Raw genomic sequence first — 20,124 nt, 5'->3', positions numbered from 1 at the left:
AAAAAAGAATCAAAAATGCAGCACGAACGCAGCACGCTAATTAACTTTTGTTTAACATTTGGTTTTGTAAATACCTGAAAAACAGAATGTTATAAAACAAAAAAGCCTCATAAAATGAGGCTTTTGCGGTCTGGACGGGACTCGAACCCGCGACCCCCTGCGTGACAGACACGTCATTTATGGTTTTATTTAATTCAAAAAATAATTAAAATGTTGTTTTTCAGTACATTAATTATTTTATAAAACCATATAGAACCAAATAATACCTATATTTGTTTATAAATAGTTTATAAATTTATAAACACATGCTAACCACAAAAGTCCTTCTAAACAAAGTACGTCAAAAACAGGATGGTACATTCCCGTTGGTAATTCGCATTACTTATAACAGAAAATCAATATATCTCCCACTTGGTTACAACCTTGCCGAAAAAGATTTTGATGCCAAGAATCAACGGATAAGGCCATCAAGTAAAATTGCTTCCAATATTACTCGCCTGAACAATGGCATACAAGAAAAATTGAAGAAGATTTACGATACAGTTACTCGCTTGGAAGAAGAAGGTAAAATTGAAAGCCTCTCCATGTCCTCCCTGAAAAAAGAAATAGAGGGGAAATCTGTTGGCAACAAGGACTTTTTCAATTTCGTTGATTCCCTGATACAAGATCTGAAGAAGGCCGGGCAATATGGCAATGCAGAAATCTATAGGACCCTCCGAAATAAAATAGAAAAATTCCATGGGCAGCGCTCCCTCCCTTTTCGTCAAATCAATTATGCCTTTGTAAAGAAGTTGGAGACCCAGCATTACGCTTCCGGAAATACGGCAGGAGGTCTGAGTGTGTACCTTAGAACCCTGAGATCAGTTTACAAAAAGGCCATTAAGCATGGGTTAGCCAAGGAAAACCACAATCCCTTTAACGATTATTCCATAAAGAACGGAACTCCGAAACGACAGTTTTTGAATAGAGAGCAATTGGAAACTTTAAAGGATGCTCCGGTCGAGGAATCCCATTTGGCCAAAGCTCGTGACCTTTATATGGCTTCTTTTTACCTGCGGGGGATGAACTGGATGGATATGGCTTTGTTGAAGGGGGATAATATACAAGGTGACTTGGAGCGGATAATGTACATACGGTCCAAAACAAGGAACAAAATGTTTTCCATTAAAATAACCCCTGCCTTAAAGCAAATCCTACTTACTTATAACGATGGGAAAATAAAGGAAGATAATTTTGTATTTCCCATTCTTACTGGAGATATTTCACAAAATCAAATCCACGAAACTATAAAAAACAAAAGAAAAAGACAGAACATCTACCTAAAACGTTTAGCTGAAAGGCTTGAACTTCCCAAATTTACCATTTACAGTGCCAGACACACCTATGCCAATATTCTGAAAAGAAGCGGTGCTCCGAGCAATGTGATACAAGACAGTCTTGGGCATACTACTGAGGCCATGACCCAAGCCTATCTTAGTTCGTTTGAAACCAATATCATTGATGACTATGATGCGAAAATTATGTCTTAAGGTTCATCTTGAATGAAGCCTTTTTTTCTCGATTTGATTAAAATTCCGCTTTTTCTTCTTCTCCCTAACCACAAAAAAGTGCCCGATAGGGCACCAAAATCTATGACGGATTTCAAATTTAGTTTTTGAAGATTTTGGTTCTTTAAGAAGTTAACAGCTCGGCCTGTAAAAAGCAAATAATTATCTATTTGTCAACAAGATTATGTAAAAACTTGGGGGAAATCATGTTGGGAATCGCAGGGAAAGGTATAAATTAAGGTCAAAACCTTTTCGAGTATATCTGGAAAGCAAATATTTACCGGCTTGTTCTCGCTCTAAAGTGTTATTGGGGCCAATGTGTGGACTTTTTTGCAGGATTCATATTATCGAATTAATTCCTAGAGCATACGTTTGATTCTCTTTCTTTGATATTTAGTACATTCGTCTCAAAAATCAGAATTACTATTCATATATTCCGAAGGTGTCATTTCAAATTGTTTTTGGAAGTTGCGGCCAAAGCTGGTCGCTGAATTGTACCCTACGATTTCCGCCACTTCGAAGATTCGATATTTTCCAGTTTTCAAGAGTTCGGCGGATTTTTTTAACCTTGTGATGTTTATCAGTTCATTTGGACTGAGATTGGAGATGTCCTTTATTTTTCGATAAAGTGTGGAACGGCTCATGTGCATGATTTCTGCCAAGGTCTCTACATTAAGATCATGATCCGCCATATTTTCGTAAATGACATCATCCAGTTTTTCTATAAAAGTTTCGTCGGTCTTGGTATTGGCGATGCTTCGAATATGGGCAAGGGGCGAACTGGCATAATGTGCCATTATATGCCTTCGGTTCTCGATCAGGTTGGTGACATTTACTTTTAGATGCTTCATGGAAAATGGTTTTTCGATATAGGCGTCTGCACCTGACTCAAGACCTTCCAATTTTGCCGTCATCGCACTTTTCGAAGTCAGAAGGATTACAGGAATATGGCTCATTTCAAGATTGGTCTTGACTTTTTTACAAAGGGTAAAACCGTCGATTCCCGGCATCATAACATCGCTCACGATTAATTGGATATTTTCTTCTTCCAAAAATTTCAAGGCATCCTCCCCATTTGTGGCTTTGAATACTAAATAATCTTCTTTCAATTCCTGAGCTAAAAAGTCTAAAAGTTCTTCGCTATCCTCCACCAGTAGTATGCTGCTTCTCCCATTTGAGACTACTTCCTCTTCCGAAACCGGGGTTTCGATATCAAATTTTTGAACAGTACTGGGCCGGATCATGAATTCTCTTTCCTGATGGATGGGCAGTTGGAGCACAAAACTATTCATCGCCCCATTACTGGTATCCAAGTTCAAACTTCCTTCATGCATTTCTGTGAGCGATCTCGCCAATGCCAGCCCTATGCCAGTACCGGATTGATTTTCCATTCCGGAAACCCGATAGAACGGTTCGAATATTTTGTCCTTTAAATGTGCCGGAATGAGTTTTCCATCATTATTAATAATGAGCTTTAATTTATCTTCATCGCTATCCAAAACCACTTTAACTTTTTTGCTAGCATACTTTATGGCATTCCCGAAAAGGTTGCTAAGTATCTTTCGAAGAGCCTCTGCATCTACAAAGGCGTGTACATCTTTTTTACCGAGATCCAAATCAAAATCAACGTCTTTGTCTTCTATGGCTTCGCTGAATCGCTCATGGGTTTTTAGTACAAGCTCCGAAATGTTCGTATCTACGAACGTAAGGTTGACACGTTCATTTTCGGTCTTTCTAAAATCCAACAATTGATTTACCAAATCTAAAAGACGATTCGTATTTTTTTCGATGATGGATAGATTTTCCGATACCTCTGGCAACTCACTCATCTTTCGTATTATTTTTTCCAAAGGACTTTTTATTAACGTTAGCGGTGTGCGTATTTCATGGGAAATATTGGTAAAGAACTCGATCTTGGCTTCATAGATTTCCTTTTCTTTTCTATTGTTCAATTGTCGTATCCGTTGCACATTTTTCGCCTTTACCCGTTGGTGGTACATCCTAAACCCAATAAAAATAAGCAAGGCCAACAACATCGCATATAGAAAATAGGCCCAATTACTTTTCCAGAATACGGGTAAAACCTCGATCTTTAACGGGGAAGATTCCTTGCTCCAAATACCGTTATTATTCAATGCTTTGACCTTGAACGTATAGTTGCCTGCAGGCAATTGTGTAAAGGAAATACTGTTTTTTTTCTTTAAATCGATCCAATCGTCATCCAGACCTTCCAATTTGTACCAATATTCGGTAGTCTCGGGAGCGGTAAAGCCCAATGCTGCAAAATCGATGCTGAAAGATGATTGATCGGGCTTTAGCTCGATTTTGTCCGTCCGTGTCACCGATTCCTTTAAAGGCGACCCTTTCTCGGAAACTCCGACTTCAGTATTGTTTATTTGCAGACCTGTAATAAAAACAGGTGGTTGGTAAGTATTCTCACTAAAGTTTGAAGGATTAAAACTTACCATCCCGCCAACACTTCCAAAGTAATGGGTGCCGTTATCGTCCTTAAAGGCCGAATTATAATTGAACTGGTCGCTCAACAGTCCATTGGCCTTGGAAAAGATCCGTTTTTCATCGCTTGTGGGATCGAACGCTACCAATCCGTTAGAAGTACTTATCCAAAGAATACCGTCATCGCCCTCAATGATGGAATAAAATACATTGCTCGGAAATCCGTCTTTTATGGAATATGTTTTGAAGTCCTTGGTGTCATCCCGGTATCGGTTGAGTCCGCTTTCCGTAGTAATCCAAATGGTGCCGCCACTGTCCTGAAAAATACTGTTGACACCATTACTACTAATGCTATGCGGATTGTCATTATCGTACTTAAAGACCCTTTTCTTATTTGTATTCGGGTTAAAATTGTAGAGTCCGTCCCAATAGGTACCTGCCCAAAATATTCCTTTATTATCTTTCAGGAAAGCGGTAAAAAAAGTGTTTTCGTCAAAAGCGTCCAAGGTTGTAAAGGCATCGGTCCCGAAGTCGTACGACTGTATGCCCGAAGCGGTCACCGCAAAAATGTTCCCGGATTCATCTTCGTAAAGGGCGAATACGAAATTGCTCGATAGACCGTGACCATCTTCTTCAGAATAGTGTTTGAGGATTTTTCCCGTATTGATATCCATTATATCAAGACCGTGTTCAAAAGTGCCAGCCCAAAGCTTATCACCACGTGGCAAGATAGCATGTATATTGTAGTGGGATAGTGTTCGGCCAGACCCCGAAGGGCGATAGTTCGTAAATTTGCCGGTGTTCGGATTAAATTTGTTCAAGCCCGCATCTTCCGTGCCAATCCAAAGGTTGCCTTTATCATCTTTCCGTATTTCACGAACGGCCTTGCCACTAATTGAATTCTCCCCGGTTTTCGGAAAATATTTGTCGAATCGTGAATATTGTTTCGGGTAATAGTTTATTCCCCCAAAGTAGCTGCCGATCCACATACCATTTTCATCATCTAATGTAAGCGAATAGAGAGCATTATCTGAAAGCGCATATGGGTCGTTATAGTTTTTTCTTAGATTTTGGTAAGTGTCCTTCTCCAAATTGTAAATGTACAGTCCTGATTCGGTTGCAATCCATAGTTCATCATCGTTTTTCAGTGAAAAATCGCGAACATAGAGTGGATCTTCGCTATCCGGAAGAAGTTTTCTAGAGACTTCCTTAGAAATGTCGAAGGAGATGACCCCATGGTTTTGGGTGCCGATCAATAAAGTGTTGGTGTTGAGCGAAAATATCTTGCTGATCCGTAAGGGAAGCATGCTTTTGTTCTCGCTACCTATTTCGATGGTTTTGAACGCATTCGTTTTGTTGTCATACCGAAAAAGAAAGTTCTCGTTCGCCCCCCAAATACCGCCATCAATGGTTCTGGTGATGTCCTCCACTTGAAAGAAATCCTTTTTATCGAAACGAGTGGTTTTTTTGGTGGCGACCTCATATTTTACAAGCGAATTACCCGATACAAACCAAAGGTTGCCGTTGTTGTCATGGTCAATATCGAGGACCGGGAAATTTAGGGAAGCTTCAATAGCCTCAAAATTCTCAAATCTTTCATCATAGCTAAACAGACCATTGTCGGTACCTATCCACAATTTGCCACCGTATTCATGTAGGCTCTCCACAAAGTTGCCGCCTAGACCTTGGGGATTTTCGGAATCGTAATGAAAAACCTTGAACGTATAGCCATCGAATCGGTTCAGGCCGTCTTTGGTGCCAAACCATAAAAACCCTCGCTCGTCTTGCAATGAACTGAGCACAGTGTTATGGGAAAGCCCATTTTCTACTTTATAATGTTTGAAATAGAATTCTTGCCCCATTAGTGCAAGAACAGGGAAAAGTACCAGCAAAAGAGTAAGAGCACCTATTTTTTTCAAAACATCTAAAACTAGGTCGAAAGATATAATTTATGGGCACAACAAAACATGCCATCTTTCATCAAATTGTTGCAACATTAAGTCCAAAGTCTTGGAATCATGTATTTTGACCAGTATGTATTGTAAATTGAGACAACAAGTTGTCTTCATTACCAAGAAATTTAGCTTCTTGTACAAGTGGAAATCCCGACTTAAAAACTATAAATTACAAAAACTTGATATGCCATGAAAAAAATCCTGATTACCGCAGTATTGTTATTACTTTTCGCCCCGTTAACAGCACAATGGAAACCTGCTGGAAACAAAATAAAGACGGCTTGGGCAGAAAAAATAGACCCAAATAATGTCTTGGCTGAATATCCGCGCCCCATTATGGAGCGTTCTGACTGGAAAAACCTGAACGGACTTTGGGACTATGCCATACGACCCAAAGGAAAATCCATACCCGCAAAATATGATGGCAAGATTTTGGTGCCTTTTGCGGCCGAGTCAAGTTTATCCGGTGTAATGAAAGAAGTGGGAGACAGTAATGAACTTTGGTACCATACCAATTTTGAAGTGCCCTTGAATTGGAACGGCAAGAGTATTCTTCTTCATTTTGGTGCCGTGGACTGGAGGGCGGATATTTGGGTCAACGATATTAAGGTAGGGTCACACGAAGGCGGTTACACACCTTTTTATTTTGATATAACTCCTTTTCTAAAGGATGGGTCGCAAACTTTGGTTGTGAAGGTATGGGATCCCACGAGTGAAGGCCCCCAACCTCGGGGAAAACAGGTGGACGAACCGGAAGGTATCTGGTACACGCCCGTTAGCGGTATTTGGCAAACTGTCTGGATGGAACCTGTGGCTAAAAAAAGCCTACGTAACCTTAGAATTGTCCCTAATATTGATAACGGAACGATAACAGTTTCCGCCCAGACCGATGGAACGGGCTTTGGCGATATTGTGGAAGTAACCGCATTTGATGGTACGACTGCAATAGCCACTGCAAAAGCATCGGTAGGCCAAGACCTCGTACTTTCCATTGACAATGCAAAACTTTGGACACCGGAATCTCCCTTCTTGTATAATCTTTCCGCAAAGTTGATAAGTGGTGAAACCACGACGGACGAGATAAAAAGCTATTTCGGTATGCGAAAAATATCCATGAAAAAAGACGAATACGGCATTATACGCATGCAGCTCAACAATAAAGATTATTTTCAGTTCGGCCCTTTGGATCAAGGGTGGTGGCCCGATGGGCTATATACAGCCCCCACCGATGAAGCCCTGAAATATGATATCGTGAAGACCAAGGAACTCGGTTTCAACATGATACGCAAACATGTAAAGGTAGAACCGGCTCGTTGGTACACCCATTGCGACCGATTGGGGGTTTTGGTCTGGCAGGATATGCCCAATGGAGATAAAAGTCCACGCTGGCAGAATCGACAGTATTTCGATGGTACGGAACTCAAAAGAACTCCGGAATCCGAACGTATTTACAGGACCGAGTGGAAAGACATCATGGATTACCTGTATTCACATCCCAGCATCGTGGTTTGGGTTCCCTTTAACGAGGCCTGGGGTCAGTTCAAGACGGAGGAGATTACCGAATGGACGAAGGCCTACGACCCAAGTAGGTTGGTAAATTCCGCTAGCGGCGGCAATTTTTACCGCACCGGCGATATTGTGGATTTGCATAACTACCCCGGACCCGAAATGTATTTGTATGATGCCCAGCGCACGAATGTTCTTGGAGAATATGGGGGCATTGGCCTCCCTTTGGAGGGACATCTCTGGAAACCGGACAACAACTGGGGATATATCAAGTTCAAAAACTCAAAGGAAACCACTGCGGAATATGTAAAATATGCCAAAGAATTGAAAAAACTTGTAGAAGCTGGTTTTTCCGCGGCGGTCTATACCCAGACCACCGATGTAGAGGGCGAGGTCAACGGGTTTATGACTTACGACCGAAAAGTGGACAAGATGAATATACCAGAGGTCAAAAGTGTGAATCTTGAGGTAATCAATGCTTTTCAAGATTAATGTTGGTCAAGCTAGACCTATGGAGGTTTAACATTGGAGCAGTATTGTGGTCAATGAATCGGCAAACAGTACGGTTATTAGGCGAGCAGGCGGAAACGAGCTGACCTTTTTGCATAAGAACATCAAAAGCCTAGTCAGTTCGCAAACTTCCCTGATGCCGGAATATGAACAAGCACTCAGCCCGGAAGATTGCGCCGATCTTATTTCTTGGATTAAGGAGTCCTTGACCATTAGATAGATAACCCTTTGACTTAGGATAAATCTAGTGATCTTATCCCTCTCTTCAAGCCTTGAATCCTTCATAAAACACAACAATGCGTTTCATAACCTAACAATTTGATTCAAAACCGACCATTTCATAGTGGTTTCTCAAATCTTGAACGATTTGTACGATAGATTGAGACAAAAAGGAAGGTATTAAAAATACTTTATCATTTCTTTTGATAAGTGAGAATTTGCCAAGGATTTAGCATTCAATCACTTGAAATCGATAAAGCAATATTAAACTTTCTATCTAATAGATACTAATGCTAAACAAACCTATATCAATTTTAAAATGAAACACAATGAAAAAACAATTGACGAAACTAATTAAAAAGGTGTTGATGCCTTTGCTCCTATGGTGTATAGCCATGCATGTCGGATATGCGCAGGACGGACTGAACATCAGTGGAACGGTTACCGATGCCGAGGGCGTACCGCTGCCTGGAGCGAGTATCGTAATCTCCGGAGCACAAACTGGGACGACTTCAGATTTCGATGGCAATTTTGAACTAGCCAACGTTCCCTCGGATGCTGTATTGATATTTAGCTATATAGGTTATCTCACTCAAGAAGTCAATGTAGATAATCGTTCAACAATAAATGTTACCCTGTCCGAAGACACCAACAAACTCGATGAGGTGGTAGTAATTGGCTATCAGACCGTAAAGAGAAGCGATATTGTTGGTTCGGTAGCTGTGGTAGACACCGAGGAAATGCTTAAGGCTCCTGCTAGCAACGTCGGTCAAATGTTACAGGGTAGGGCGGCTGGCGTTACCATTACATCGACCGGTAATCCGGGGGCATCTTCTTCCGTTAAAATCAGGGGATTGAATTCATTTTCAGGGCAAGATTCGCCCTTGTATGTGGTAGACGGAATGTTGATCAATTCCTTGGGTGCTGATTTCAACCCCAACGATATTGAATCCATTCAAGTTCTGAAGGATGCTGCGGCTACGGCCCTCTATGGTTCTAGGGGCATGAACGGTGTTATCGTGGTAACAACGAAAAAAGGTCGATCAGGGCCTTTGAAAATTGATTACGATTTTTATTACGGCTTTCAGACTATTGCGAAAAAACTACCATTGACCAATGCGGCCCAGTTTATCGAAATCAATAATCTTGCTTATCAAAATAATGGTGATGAGCCCCAGGGTCTAAGAACCGGGGTAGATACCGATTGGCAGGAAGAATTATTCAAAACCGGTACTATTTCTGAGCACAACCTAAATTTTTCGGGTGGTGCGGAAAATTCCAATTATTTCATTTCCTTAAACTACTTTGATCAAGAAGGGGCGATAGTAGGTCCCGAGTTCGAACGGTACCAAATTCGTGTAAATTCGGAAACGAAGAGAGGGCGGTTTACTTTTGGGGAAAATATCGCCATGAGCAGGAGCAATCAAACAAGGGTCAATGGCAATCCGTTCATTGATGTCGTTTGGATGCTGCCGACTATTCCGGTTTATGATCCGGATAACGAAAGTGGTTATGGATACGGTGACGATAACAATAGCACATTTGCGACTAACCCTATTGGTTTGCAGGAGCATTACAGCAATACTGCGGTAACGAGTAAAGTATTGGGGAGCGTATATGGTGAATTCGAAATCTTTCCTTTTCTGAAGTATAAATTAAACTTGGGGCTTGATTATGCCCAAATCAGGGAAAAATACTTTCAAAGGGCAGGCGCATTAAGACAAAATACCCCAGGGGCTTCCTTTTTGGAAGATAGACATACCGAATTTTTTAATATCCTTGCCGAGAACACCCTAAACTATAACCAAACCTTCGGAAAACACACTATTTCTGCTTTGGCCGGTTACACTACCCAAAAAGATAATTTTGCATTTAACTATGCGCGTGTTGAAAACTTGAACGGGGAGTTTTGGGTTCAGGACAATGGCACGGCCGCACCGCAAACGGCGGGAAGGGAAGAAGTAGCCGGCTTAAGATCATTTTTAGGCAGTTTAAATTATTCCTATGACGATAAGTACACCTTATTGGTAAACTTTAGGCGAGACGGTTCTTCAAAATTTGGCAAGGATAACCAATATGCCAACTTTCCATCTGTATCGGCATCGTGGCGGATTTCCGAAGAAGGTTTTATGGAAAACAACAATATATTCAGCAACCTAAAACTTCGAGGTAGTTGGGGTATTGTGGGTAACCAAGCGATAAATAATTATGCTACCCAAAGCGTACTCAGGTATAACCAGAACTATGTTTTGAACAATCAGGTAGTCCCGGGTGCTACAAACCTACAACTGGTCAACCCCAATCTTCGATGGGAAAGTAAAACGACCACAAATGTTGGTCTGGACATGGGATTTTTTGATAACAGATTGAGCCTGACCGCTGATTACTATGTGGCCGATGTCAAAGATCTTTTATTGGCCGTTCCTATTCCACTTTCCTCCGGTAATACTGGAGGCGATCCGCTGGCGAATGTAGGCCAGGTGCAGAACAGAGGATTGGAACTTAGCCTAGGCTATCAGAACTCCGTAAATGATTTTAGTTATGGTATACAGGCCAACGGTACTTTTCTGAAGAACGAAGTAAAGGCCTTGGTAGCCGAGGCAGGCAACTTGCCGATTTTCGGTCAGGGGCAGATTTTGCGGACCGCTATAGGGGAGCCCGTAGCTTCGTTCTATGTATTGGAGACGGCCGGTATCTTTCAAGATCAGGCCGAAATCGATGCTTGGGGCGTACAGCCCGATGCCCAGCCAGGGGATGTAAAATATATTGACCATGATGGAAATGGATTTATCAACTTTGATGACCGTGTCGTTGTTGGCAAAGCACTTCCAGATTTCGAGTATGGTCTGAACTTGAATGTAGCCTATAAAGGATTCGATGCTACCGCGTTTTTCGCCGGTGTTGTTGGTAACAGTATCTTTAACGAACAGAAATGGTGGTCACAACGCTATGATGATAATGCCAACTACTTGGTCGATGATGTGTTTTGGACAGGGCCGGGCACTTCCAATCTGATACCCAGGCCAAGACATTTGGATCCTACCTTGAATCCCACCCAGAATTCTGACCGTTATGTGGAAAAAGGCGATTATTTTAGATTGAAAAATTTACAGATCGGCTATGCCCTTCCTGAGGATGTTATTGGCAAGATAGGCCTTAGTAAGCTTAGGTTATACCTTACGGGACAAAACCTTTTCACTATTACCGATTATACTGGGTACGACCCCGAAGTGGTCGGGGCCAACGGCAACGGCGACTTCCTTAACAGGGGATTTGATAATGGAAACTTCCCTTCCTTGAGGTCTGGTATTATGGGAATACAAATAGGATTTTAAAATCGATATTAAATATTAAAACTCCATAAAAATGAAAAAGATAAGGATCATAACAATATTGATAGTGTTTTTGGGAACGACATTATCCTGCGAAAACGACCTTTTGGATCAAGTGAATCCGAATGCTCCGACACCTGACACCTTTTGGAATACTCAAGAGGATGCCATTTTAGGAATCAATGCAGTATATGCAGGTATACAAAACCGTGAACTCAGTCTTTGGGAAATTTTCGACTACGACATGAGGTCGGACGAGGGTTACAGCCAAAGTCCTTGGACAGATCTTGCGAATGTTGGCCGACATGTCAATATAAATTATGACTTTCCTTGGTTATTGGAAGTTTGGCGAGAACTATACAGAACTATTTATAAGGCCAATCAGGTTTTGGAAAACGTCCCCAATATTGAAATGGACGAAACCCTTCGGAACAGAATCGTGGCCGAGGCATATTTTTTAAGAGGGCATTGTTACTACAAATTGGCCACACTATGGGGCCGGGTACCTTTGGTTACTGGTATCGAAGATGCCAATACACGATACCCGCAAGGCACCATTGAAGAAGTTTGGGCAATAGTTGAGCAGGATTTTATAGCTGCTGCAGCCGGGCTTCCTGATGGCTATACGGGTGCCGATGTTGGCCGTGCCACGAGAGGGGGAGCCATAGGTTATTTGGGAAGATCTTATTTACAACAGAAAAAATGGGCGGAAGCTGCTGCGGAATTTGAAAAAATCATCGCTATGGTACCGGGCACCTACGATTTGATGCCCGATTTCAAGGACAATTTTACCGAAGAGTTCGAGAACAATAAAGAATCACTTTTTGAAATTCAGTTTACCAACAACAACGGAAAGACCGGTGGTTTCCCTACCTATAACAATGCCTCGGGGGATGAAACCAGTGAAAGGGCCCAATTCTTTGGGGTACGTCCCTTGGGATGGACCGATGGGCAACCAACAAAGTGGCTTTTAAACCAATTCTTGAGCGAGACCGATAAAGATGGCAACGAAGATCCGCGTTTACAATATACCATGACCTATGATCACCCTGGGGAACTGCTGTACGGTTTAACCTACGAAGAAAGGGGAGCAGGTCCCAACGATCGTTTTTGGAGAAAGTACACCAATTACTGGCAAGATTACGAAAGTTACTTCTCCGGAATCAACACAAGGGTGATTCGTTTGGCCGATGTATATCTAATGCACGCCGAGGCCCTTAACGAATTAGGAAGAACCCAGGAGGCGATACCCTTTGCCAACTTGGTACGCCAGCGTTCCAATATGAACGATCTGCCGTTAACGTTGACACAACAAGAATTCAGATTGCAGCTCCGTCATGACAGGGTGGTAGAACTGGCAGGTGAAAGTGTACGTTTTGTTGACTTGGTACGCTACGGAATTGCAGGGCCTGAACTTGCTGGCCCCAATCCGGAGCTATCTGCGGCAGAATCCGATTTTGATACCGAATTTCAAAATTTCGTAAAAGGAAAATCCGAGTATCTACCGATACCGCTACGGGAAATTGACGCCTATGGTGGTGGATTGGAACAAAACCCTGGCTGGTAAATAATAGTAGTTAGTTTTAAGTTCGAGTAAAATGAGTGTCATTGTCATTTTCCAAGCAATGGCACTTATTTCTCAATTTGATTTGTAGAATAAAAATATTCCTCATTGATTGTGACATACCAATAAATGTGCTCCTGTTTGAACATAAAATGGTTTGATTCCCTATCCCTAAAAAAAGTCTTATTGGGGTGTATTGCCCTCATTATCTTATTTGCATGTTCGGAAGGGACTGAACAACCTACCTTGTTCAAACTGGTTTCAAATGAATACTCAGGTATAAAATTCAACAACCAAATTCAACCATTTGAAAGCGATACTTTAAATGCCCTTGAATATGACGTTCTTTTTAATGGTGGTGGTGTGGGCATAGGCGATTTTAATGGCGATGGTTTACAGGATGTCTTTTTTGCTGGTAATTTAGTCTCTTCCAAACTGTATTTGAACCGAGGTAACTTGAAATTTGTTGACGTTACGGAGGAGGCGAAGGTATCCACCAACAAATGGTGTACAGGCGTTTCCGTAACCGATGTCAACCAAGACGGCCTTTTGGATGTGTACCTTTCCGTGGCCAATGCCACTGGCTCAAAATCCGATAAATCAAACCTTCTATACATCAATCAGGGAAATAATGAAAAAGACATACCCAGCTTTAAGGAATCAAGCGAGGAATATGGGCTAGCCGATGATGGGTTTTCCATCCAATCGGCTTTTTTCGATTACGATAAAGATGGTGATCTGGATTGCTACATCCTTTCCAATGCCATGGAAAAAACAGGTCGAAATCAACTACATAGAAAGAAAAATGATGGACAAAGTCCTTCCAATGATCGTCTGTATCAAAATATCGGCATTGAGAATGGCCATCCTATTTTTAAAAACGTGACCTTAAGTGCGGGTATCGTTAAAGAAGGGCACGGACTTGGGCTTTGTATAACCGATTTGAATCAAGACGGCTGGCTCGATGTGTATTGTGCCAATGATTTTGTTTCCAATGATGTTATTTGGATTAATAACCACGACGGCACTTTCATCGATAAGTCAGCTGAATTCTTGAAACACACCTCCTATAATAGTATGGGCGTGGATATTCAGGATTTCAACAACGATGGTCTCCCTGATATCTGTGTGGTGGATATGCTGCCCGAATTGGAGCAGCGAAGAAAAATGATGGTTATGAAGACCAGTAGGGATTTTTTCAGGATTGCGGAAAATCTCGGCTATCAAGATGAATATGTGCGCAATGTTTTACAGCTTAATCAGGGAAAAAACAATCACGGAAGCCTTCAATTTAGTGAAATCGGCCAGTTGGCAGGTGTTCATGCGACCGATTGGAGTTGGGCCCCTTTATTGGCGGATTTTGATAATGACGGGTTGAAGGATTTGATGGTAACCAACGGCTATCGTCGAGACATTACCAATTTGGATTATGCCGTTTACCTGAACCAAGCAGAATCTTTCCATGGAATGTCAGAGGAAGAGGCACGAGGGCATCGCATCAAAAAGCTTTATGAGCTTCCAGAAATGAAAATGCAGAACTACATATACCGAAATAATGGAGATTTGACTTTTTCCAATGTCTCCAATGCTTGGGGCCTTCAGGAAAAAACCTATTCTAACGGAGCTGCATACGCCGATCTTGATAATGACGGGGATCTAGATCTGGTAATCAACAACATTGATTCCGAGGCGAGTCTGTACAGAAACGAACTGATTTCATCAGATTCCACAAATCATATCGATGCAAATGACAACGCACATTTTGTCCGTCTAAAATTAAAGGCCGATACCGATGAAAATAAAACGGTCGGAGCCAAGGTTAAGATTCAACTCCCTTCTGGGGAAATAAAATACCAGGAAAATCTTCCTGTCAGGGGCTATATGTCCTCGGTAGATCCGGTACTTTCCTTCGGATTGGGCAACAACACCACGTTTGCCGTTGAAGTAACCTGGACGGATGACAAAGTACAGCGCATCGAAAATTTAACCCCAGACGCTTTGCATGTTATTACTTATGCCCCTCAAGAGGGTGCACATCCGGTTATTGAAACGGATGAACAAACGGTTTTCCAATTACTAAATGCCGATAGTTTGGGGCTAACATTCAAACATGAGGAATATCCCTTCGATGAATTTAAACGTACTTTTTCACTACACCAGCAATACAACCAGTTGTCCCCGGGACTTGCTATAGGCGATATGGACGGAAACGGTCTCGACGATATTTTTATCGGTGCGGATTCCAAAAGGTTGCGCAGCATTTATCTTCAAAAAAAACCTGGCCATTTTGAAGCTTTGCCGCAAGGTGAGAACAATATGGAGGATATGGGCGCACTACTCTTTGACGCGGATAACGACGGCGATAAAGATCTGTATGTTGTGAGCGGTGGAAGTGTAAACCTTAAGGACAAAGATTATATATACAATGATAGGTTATACCTGAACGACGGTAACGGCAGAATGGTGCGTTCTGAAAATTTGATTCCCAATACCCTGTTTAGTGGCAGTGTGGTGGTCGCAGCAGACTTTGACCGTGACGGCGACCTTGATCTTTTTAGGGGAAGCCGGGTTTCCGCTGGTGAATACCCCTCCATTCCCGATAGCTATCTTTTGAGAAATGACGACGGGGTATTTAAGGATGTTACCAAAGATTTGGGTAATGGGTTGCAAAAAACAGGTATGGTAAGTGCCGCGCTTTGGACGGACTATAACCAAGACGGTTGGTACGATTTAGTTGTGGTTGGGGAATTTATGCCGATTACGTTCTATAAAAACCAAAATGGCAAACTAGTAAAAGATGAGGAAGCCACCCTTCCCGATTCCAACGGCTGGTGGAACAGCATTACCGCCGGTGATTTTGACCAAGATGGCGACATTGATTATATCGCTGGAAACTTGGGCCTCAATAGCCAATACAAGGCATCGATTGACGCGCCGATAAGGGTGTACGGGTCCGATTTTGACGGTAATGGATCTATCGACCCAATCATTACCTATAGCAAAGAGAGCAGGGATGTTCCCGTAGCGGTACGGGATGTAATGCATGAGCAAATGACAAGTATCATCAACAAACGTTTCGGAAGCTATGATGCCTATTCACGCGCAAGCATTCATGATATTTTTGATGATGTGGAATTAAAGGAAGCTAAGGTGCTCTCGGCAGTTGAAATGCGAAGTTGTTATATTGAAAACAGTGGTAATTCGAAATTTGTTTTTAGGCCATTACCGATAGAGGCACAAATCGCCCCAATTTTCGGATCACTGGCAGGCGATTTTAACTCAGATGGTTTTTTAGATGTACTGTTAATAGGTAATTCCGATGCTTTCGAAACCTATACCGGCCCTTATAATGCTTCTATGGGAACATTATTACGGGGAAATGGAAAAGGCGGTTTTTCTTATGTCCCTCAACAAAAATCAGGACTCTATCTTCAACATGACCAAAAGGCTTTGGGTGTGATCCGTACAGGGAAGGAAGATTTGATCGTACTGACCAATAATAATGCGGAAACCCAATTGCTACGACATTCTGTTCAAGAAAACGGGAAATATGTTTCCCTTAGTCCAAATGAGGCCTCTTTGCAGATTATACTTTCCAACGGAAAAACGGAAAGAAGGGAAATCGGCTACGGAGGAGGTTATTTGACACAATCTTCCAGGGGTTTCCTTGTTCCCAAGTATACGAAGGAAATTCATGTTTTTGACTTTTCGGGAAAACGAACAAGAACTATCGATCCAACAGAGGTATGAAAACCAAGGCAAAAACATATGGTATCAAAGGCAGATTGGTGGTCAAGTTTCCACTTCTACTGGTTTTGTTGGCCGTTTCAAGTTCATTTGGCCAACAGCCCGACCCGCCGGGGCAAACGGTCCAAGGTGAAACCGCCAAAAACGAGGCCTACCTTTTTGCGCATATGACCCATGAAGATTATGGCAGATTGTATTATTCGGCCAGCAGGGACGGTCTGCATTGGCAAAAACTAAATGATGGAAAAAGGGTGTTCGATGAATATCAGGGCCACCCCGACATTTGCAAGGGCCCAGATGGAAAGTATTATATCGTAGGCAATACCAGCGACTCGTCCCCCGACATTAATATTTGGGTTTCGGAAGATTTAATCAACTGGATAAAGCATTCTGTTTATACGCCTAATCTTAAAAGTACACCCAATTATTCCCAGGCCTTGCAGCGAATCGGTGCACCTAAATTATTTTATGATGTGGCTTCTTCACAGTTCGTAATGACCTGGCACACCCCACATAAAGAAGGAACCAAGGAAGACCCTGAACGCTACTGGGCAAGCCAACGTACCTTATACGTACTTTCAAAAGATTTAAAGACCTTTTCAGACGTTCCAAAACGTTTATTTGATTGGGATTTTGGAACCATCGATGTAATCATCAGAAAAGTGGGGGATACCTACTATGCGTTCATCAAGGACGAAACTTATCCAACCTTATATTGGCCGACCGGAAAGACCATTCGGATTGCAAGATCGGGCTCGTTGCTCGGGTCGTATTCCTTGCCTTCCGACCCTATTAGTCCCAATTTTAGGGAGGCCCCGATGCTGATTCCCTCTCCCGACGATAAAATTTGGTATCTGTATTACGAACAATATCCTGGAGTTTCTTACGGACTTTCCATCGCCGATAATCCGAACGGCCCTTGGTACCAGGCATCGGGATATACCTTTTATAACGATTGGGACAAATATTCATTACCCGAAAAAGTCAGGCACGGTTGTATGATTACGATTTCGAAAAAAGAGTACGATACATTGGTCGATACATTCGGGATTCAGAAGGAAACGTTGAATCGGCAGCCCAACTAAACTTAAAATTATAGCAAATGAAATCAATATTTTATAGCTGTCTAATTGTATTGCTGGGCTTTTATGGCTGCTCTGGACAAAAAGATAAAAAGGAAAAAGAACCCAAAGAACGTCAAAAAGACTTGGCGAAAACCTTTACCAACCCGCTTTTGCCGTCAGGACCTGATCCTTATAGCACCTATCACAACGGTTATTATCATTACATGAGCACCGAGGGCAACAAATTGGTGCTTAAAAGGGTAAAAAATTTGGCTAATCTCAAAAATGCCGAGGTCAAAACAATTTGGACCCCACCTGAAGGAACTTTGTATTCCCATAACATTTGGGCACCTGAAATTCATTATATCGACGGAAGATGGTATTCCTATTTCGCTGCCGATGACGGAAACAATGTCAATCACAGAATGTATGTCATAGAAAATACCTCCGAAGATCCCTTTACGGGAACGTTCGAGTTCAAAGGGAAGATTGCCGCTGCAACGGATAAATGGGCTATTGACGGTAACGTTTTCGAGTTCAAGGGGCAACTCTATATGATATGGTCCGGCTGGGAGGGAGACGATAACGGGCAACAGGATATTTTTATCGCCAAAATGAAAAACCCAATCGAAATCGAAGGAGACCGCGTAAAAATTTCCTCGCCCACTAACGATTGGGAAAAGCATTGGAATACCGGAACTTCAGATGAAAATCCTCCGCACGTACTTGTAAACGAAGGGCCTCAATTTCTAACGCACGATAATAAAATATTCATTGTTTTTTCAGCTAGTGGCTGTTGGACGGACTACTATAGTTTGGGATTGCTGACTTTTACAGGTACCGATAACCTGCTAGATCCGCAAAACTGGCTCAAATCGCCGGAACCAATATTTACCCAATCTCCGGAAAACGAGGTGTATGGCCCTGGTCATAATTCCTTCTTTAAATCGCCGGACGGTACGGAAGATTGGATTTTGTACCATGCCAACTCAAAGCCCGGCGAGGGCTGTGGACCCCTGCGTTCACCTAGGATGCAAAAGATTGGATGGGACGAAAATAGCTATCCTATTCTAGGAAAACCTGCCTCCGAAAAGGAAGAAATGGAAATCCCTTCCGAGTAATAAAACTCAAAAAATATTTTCATGATAAAAAGTAAAAGAAGGATATGAAAATTGGAAAAAAGTTGTTGACCTCTTATATGTGTTTGCCCTTGCTCTTTTTACAGGTTTGCAAGGGTCAGGATAGCGATACTTTTACCAACCCGATTCTTAAAGACGGAGCTGATCCCTATGCCATACTCCATACGGACGGCTATTATTACTTTATGGCCACTAGGGGGGATAGACTTGACATATGGCGCACCGACGACCTGACAAAGCTGGAATCCGTTACCCCAAAAACGATATGGTCGCCCCATAAAAAAGGCCCCAACAGTTGTTGTATATGGGCACCGGAAATCCACCATATCGATGGTAAATGGTATGTGTATTACACGGGATCGGATAAGGATGACGAAGGGGACCATTCCCGATTTGTCTTTGTTCTGGAAAACAGCAGTAAAAACCCGATGGAAGGCAAATGGATCGATCGGGGTAAGGTCAACACGAAATACTATGGGATCGATGGATCCATTTTTAAATACAACGGGAACCTTTTCTTCTTGTATTCCCCCTACGTGAACGATCATAGCGATATAGCTATCGCCACAATGAAAAACCCTTGGACGTTAAACGATGACGAGTCGATATTGGCCGCACCCAAATATGATTGGGAAAAAACCGATGAAAGAAGCATCCTTGAAGGCCCTATGTTTTTGGAGGGCCCAAAAGATGAGGTTTTTATCGTGTATTCGGCAGGAGCCTGTTGGGACGATAATTATTCCTTGGGAATGCTCGCCTCCAAGAAGAATGCAGACTTTCTAAAGGCGGGGTCCTGGCAGCGATTTCCCAACGCTGTCTTTGAAATGTCTAAAGAGAATAAGGTATATGGGCCAGGGCATCATGGATTTACCACTTCGAGCAGCGGCAAGGAGCATTGGCTGATTTTCCATGCCAAGAACCAACCGGATTTGGGGTGTGCGCAAAGAAGTACAAGATTGCAACGATTTACTTGGCACAAAGACGGCAGGCCAGATTTTGGTATTCCATGGCCACTGGAAAAGATAATTCAAAAACCGTAGAAAAATAATTGGGGTTTTCAAAGCATTTTCTTGGTTGGCAAAGTGAT

At 42.3% G+C, this 20,124-nt stretch carries 10 protein-coding genes; 9 read left to right on the top strand and 1 reads right to left on the bottom strand.

The features are described 5' to 3' along the window. Positions 1-305 precede the first annotated feature (305 nt). The gene (locus tag CJ263_RS05515) at positions 306-1,529 is read left to right on the top strand and encodes a site-specific integrase (RefSeq protein ID WP_094996341.1); all 1,224 of its coding nucleotides are present in this window, start codon (positions 306-308) and stop codon (positions 1,527-1,529) included. Between the two features lie 425 nt (positions 1,530-1,954). Here the strand turns inward: CJ263_RS05515 and CJ263_RS05505 are convergent, their stop codons facing one another. Continuing rightward, positions 1,955-5,920, bottom strand: coding sequence for a hybrid sensor histidine kinase/response regulator (locus CJ263_RS05505; RefSeq protein WP_229702320.1), 3,966 nt, complete (start codon positions 5,918-5,920; stop codon positions 1,955-1,957). A 225-nt stretch (positions 5,921-6,145) separates the two neighbouring features. Here CJ263_RS05505 and CJ263_RS05500 point away from each other — a divergent pair, with 225 nt between their 5' ends. From CJ263_RS05500 to CJ263_RS05465, 8 genes are all read left to right on the top strand, one after another. Further along, positions 6,146-7,954 carry a glycoside hydrolase family 2 protein gene (locus CJ263_RS05500; protein WP_094996338.1) on the top strand — a complete coding sequence of 603 codons (1,809 nt, stop codon included), beginning with the start codon at positions 6,146-6,148 and terminating at the stop codon, positions 7,952-7,954. Positions 7,955-8,000: 46 nt separating this feature from the next. Then, positions 8,001-8,192 (top strand): hypothetical protein, encoded by a 192-nt coding sequence (locus tag CJ263_RS05495; protein ID WP_094996337.1) that lies wholly within the window; start codon positions 8,001-8,003, stop codon positions 8,190-8,192. Between the two features lie 328 nt (positions 8,193-8,520). Further along, positions 8,521-11,526 carry a SusC/RagA family TonB-linked outer membrane protein gene (locus tag CJ263_RS05490; RefSeq protein ID WP_094996336.1) on the top strand — a complete coding sequence of 1,002 codons (3,006 nt, stop codon included), beginning with the start codon at positions 8,521-8,523 and terminating at the stop codon, positions 11,524-11,526. A gap of 31 nt (positions 11,527-11,557) precedes the next feature. Continuing rightward, complete coding sequence (locus CJ263_RS05485) at positions 11,558-13,090, top strand: RagB/SusD family nutrient uptake outer membrane protein (RefSeq protein ID WP_094996335.1); 1,533 nt, start codon at positions 11,558-11,560, stop codon at positions 13,088-13,090. 138 nt (positions 13,091-13,228) lie between these two features. Beyond that, positions 13,229-16,837, top strand: coding sequence for a VCBS repeat-containing protein (locus tag CJ263_RS05480; protein ID WP_158657090.1), 3,609 nt, complete (start codon positions 13,229-13,231; stop codon positions 16,835-16,837). After that, positions 16,834-17,919 carry a glycoside hydrolase family 43 protein gene (locus CJ263_RS05475; RefSeq protein ID WP_229702321.1) on the top strand — a complete coding sequence of 362 codons (1,086 nt, stop codon included), beginning with the start codon at positions 16,834-16,836 and terminating at the stop codon, positions 17,917-17,919. Before CJ263_RS05480 ends, CJ263_RS05475 begins: the two co-directional genes overlap by 4 nt. 17 nt (positions 17,920-17,936) lie before the next feature. Beyond that, on the top strand, positions 17,937-19,019 hold the full coding sequence (locus tag CJ263_RS05470) for a glycoside hydrolase family 43 protein (protein ID WP_094996333.1): 1,083 nt from the start codon (positions 17,937-17,939) through the stop codon (positions 19,017-19,019). Between the two features lie 44 nt (positions 19,020-19,063). Beyond that, a complete protein-coding gene (locus CJ263_RS05465) occupies positions 19,064-20,077 on the top strand; it encodes a glycoside hydrolase family 43 protein (RefSeq protein WP_094996332.1) in 1,014 nt (337 codons plus the stop codon). The last annotated feature ends 47 nt before the right edge of the window (positions 20,078-20,124 follow it).

Source organism: Maribacter cobaltidurans, assembly GCF_002269385.1.
GTDB classification, from domain to species: Bacteria; Bacteroidota; Bacteroidia; order Flavobacteriales; family Flavobacteriaceae; genus Maribacter; species Maribacter cobaltidurans.
Note: the sequence above shows the minus strand (reverse complement) of the source record. Positions and strands in the feature narration are given on the sequence as shown.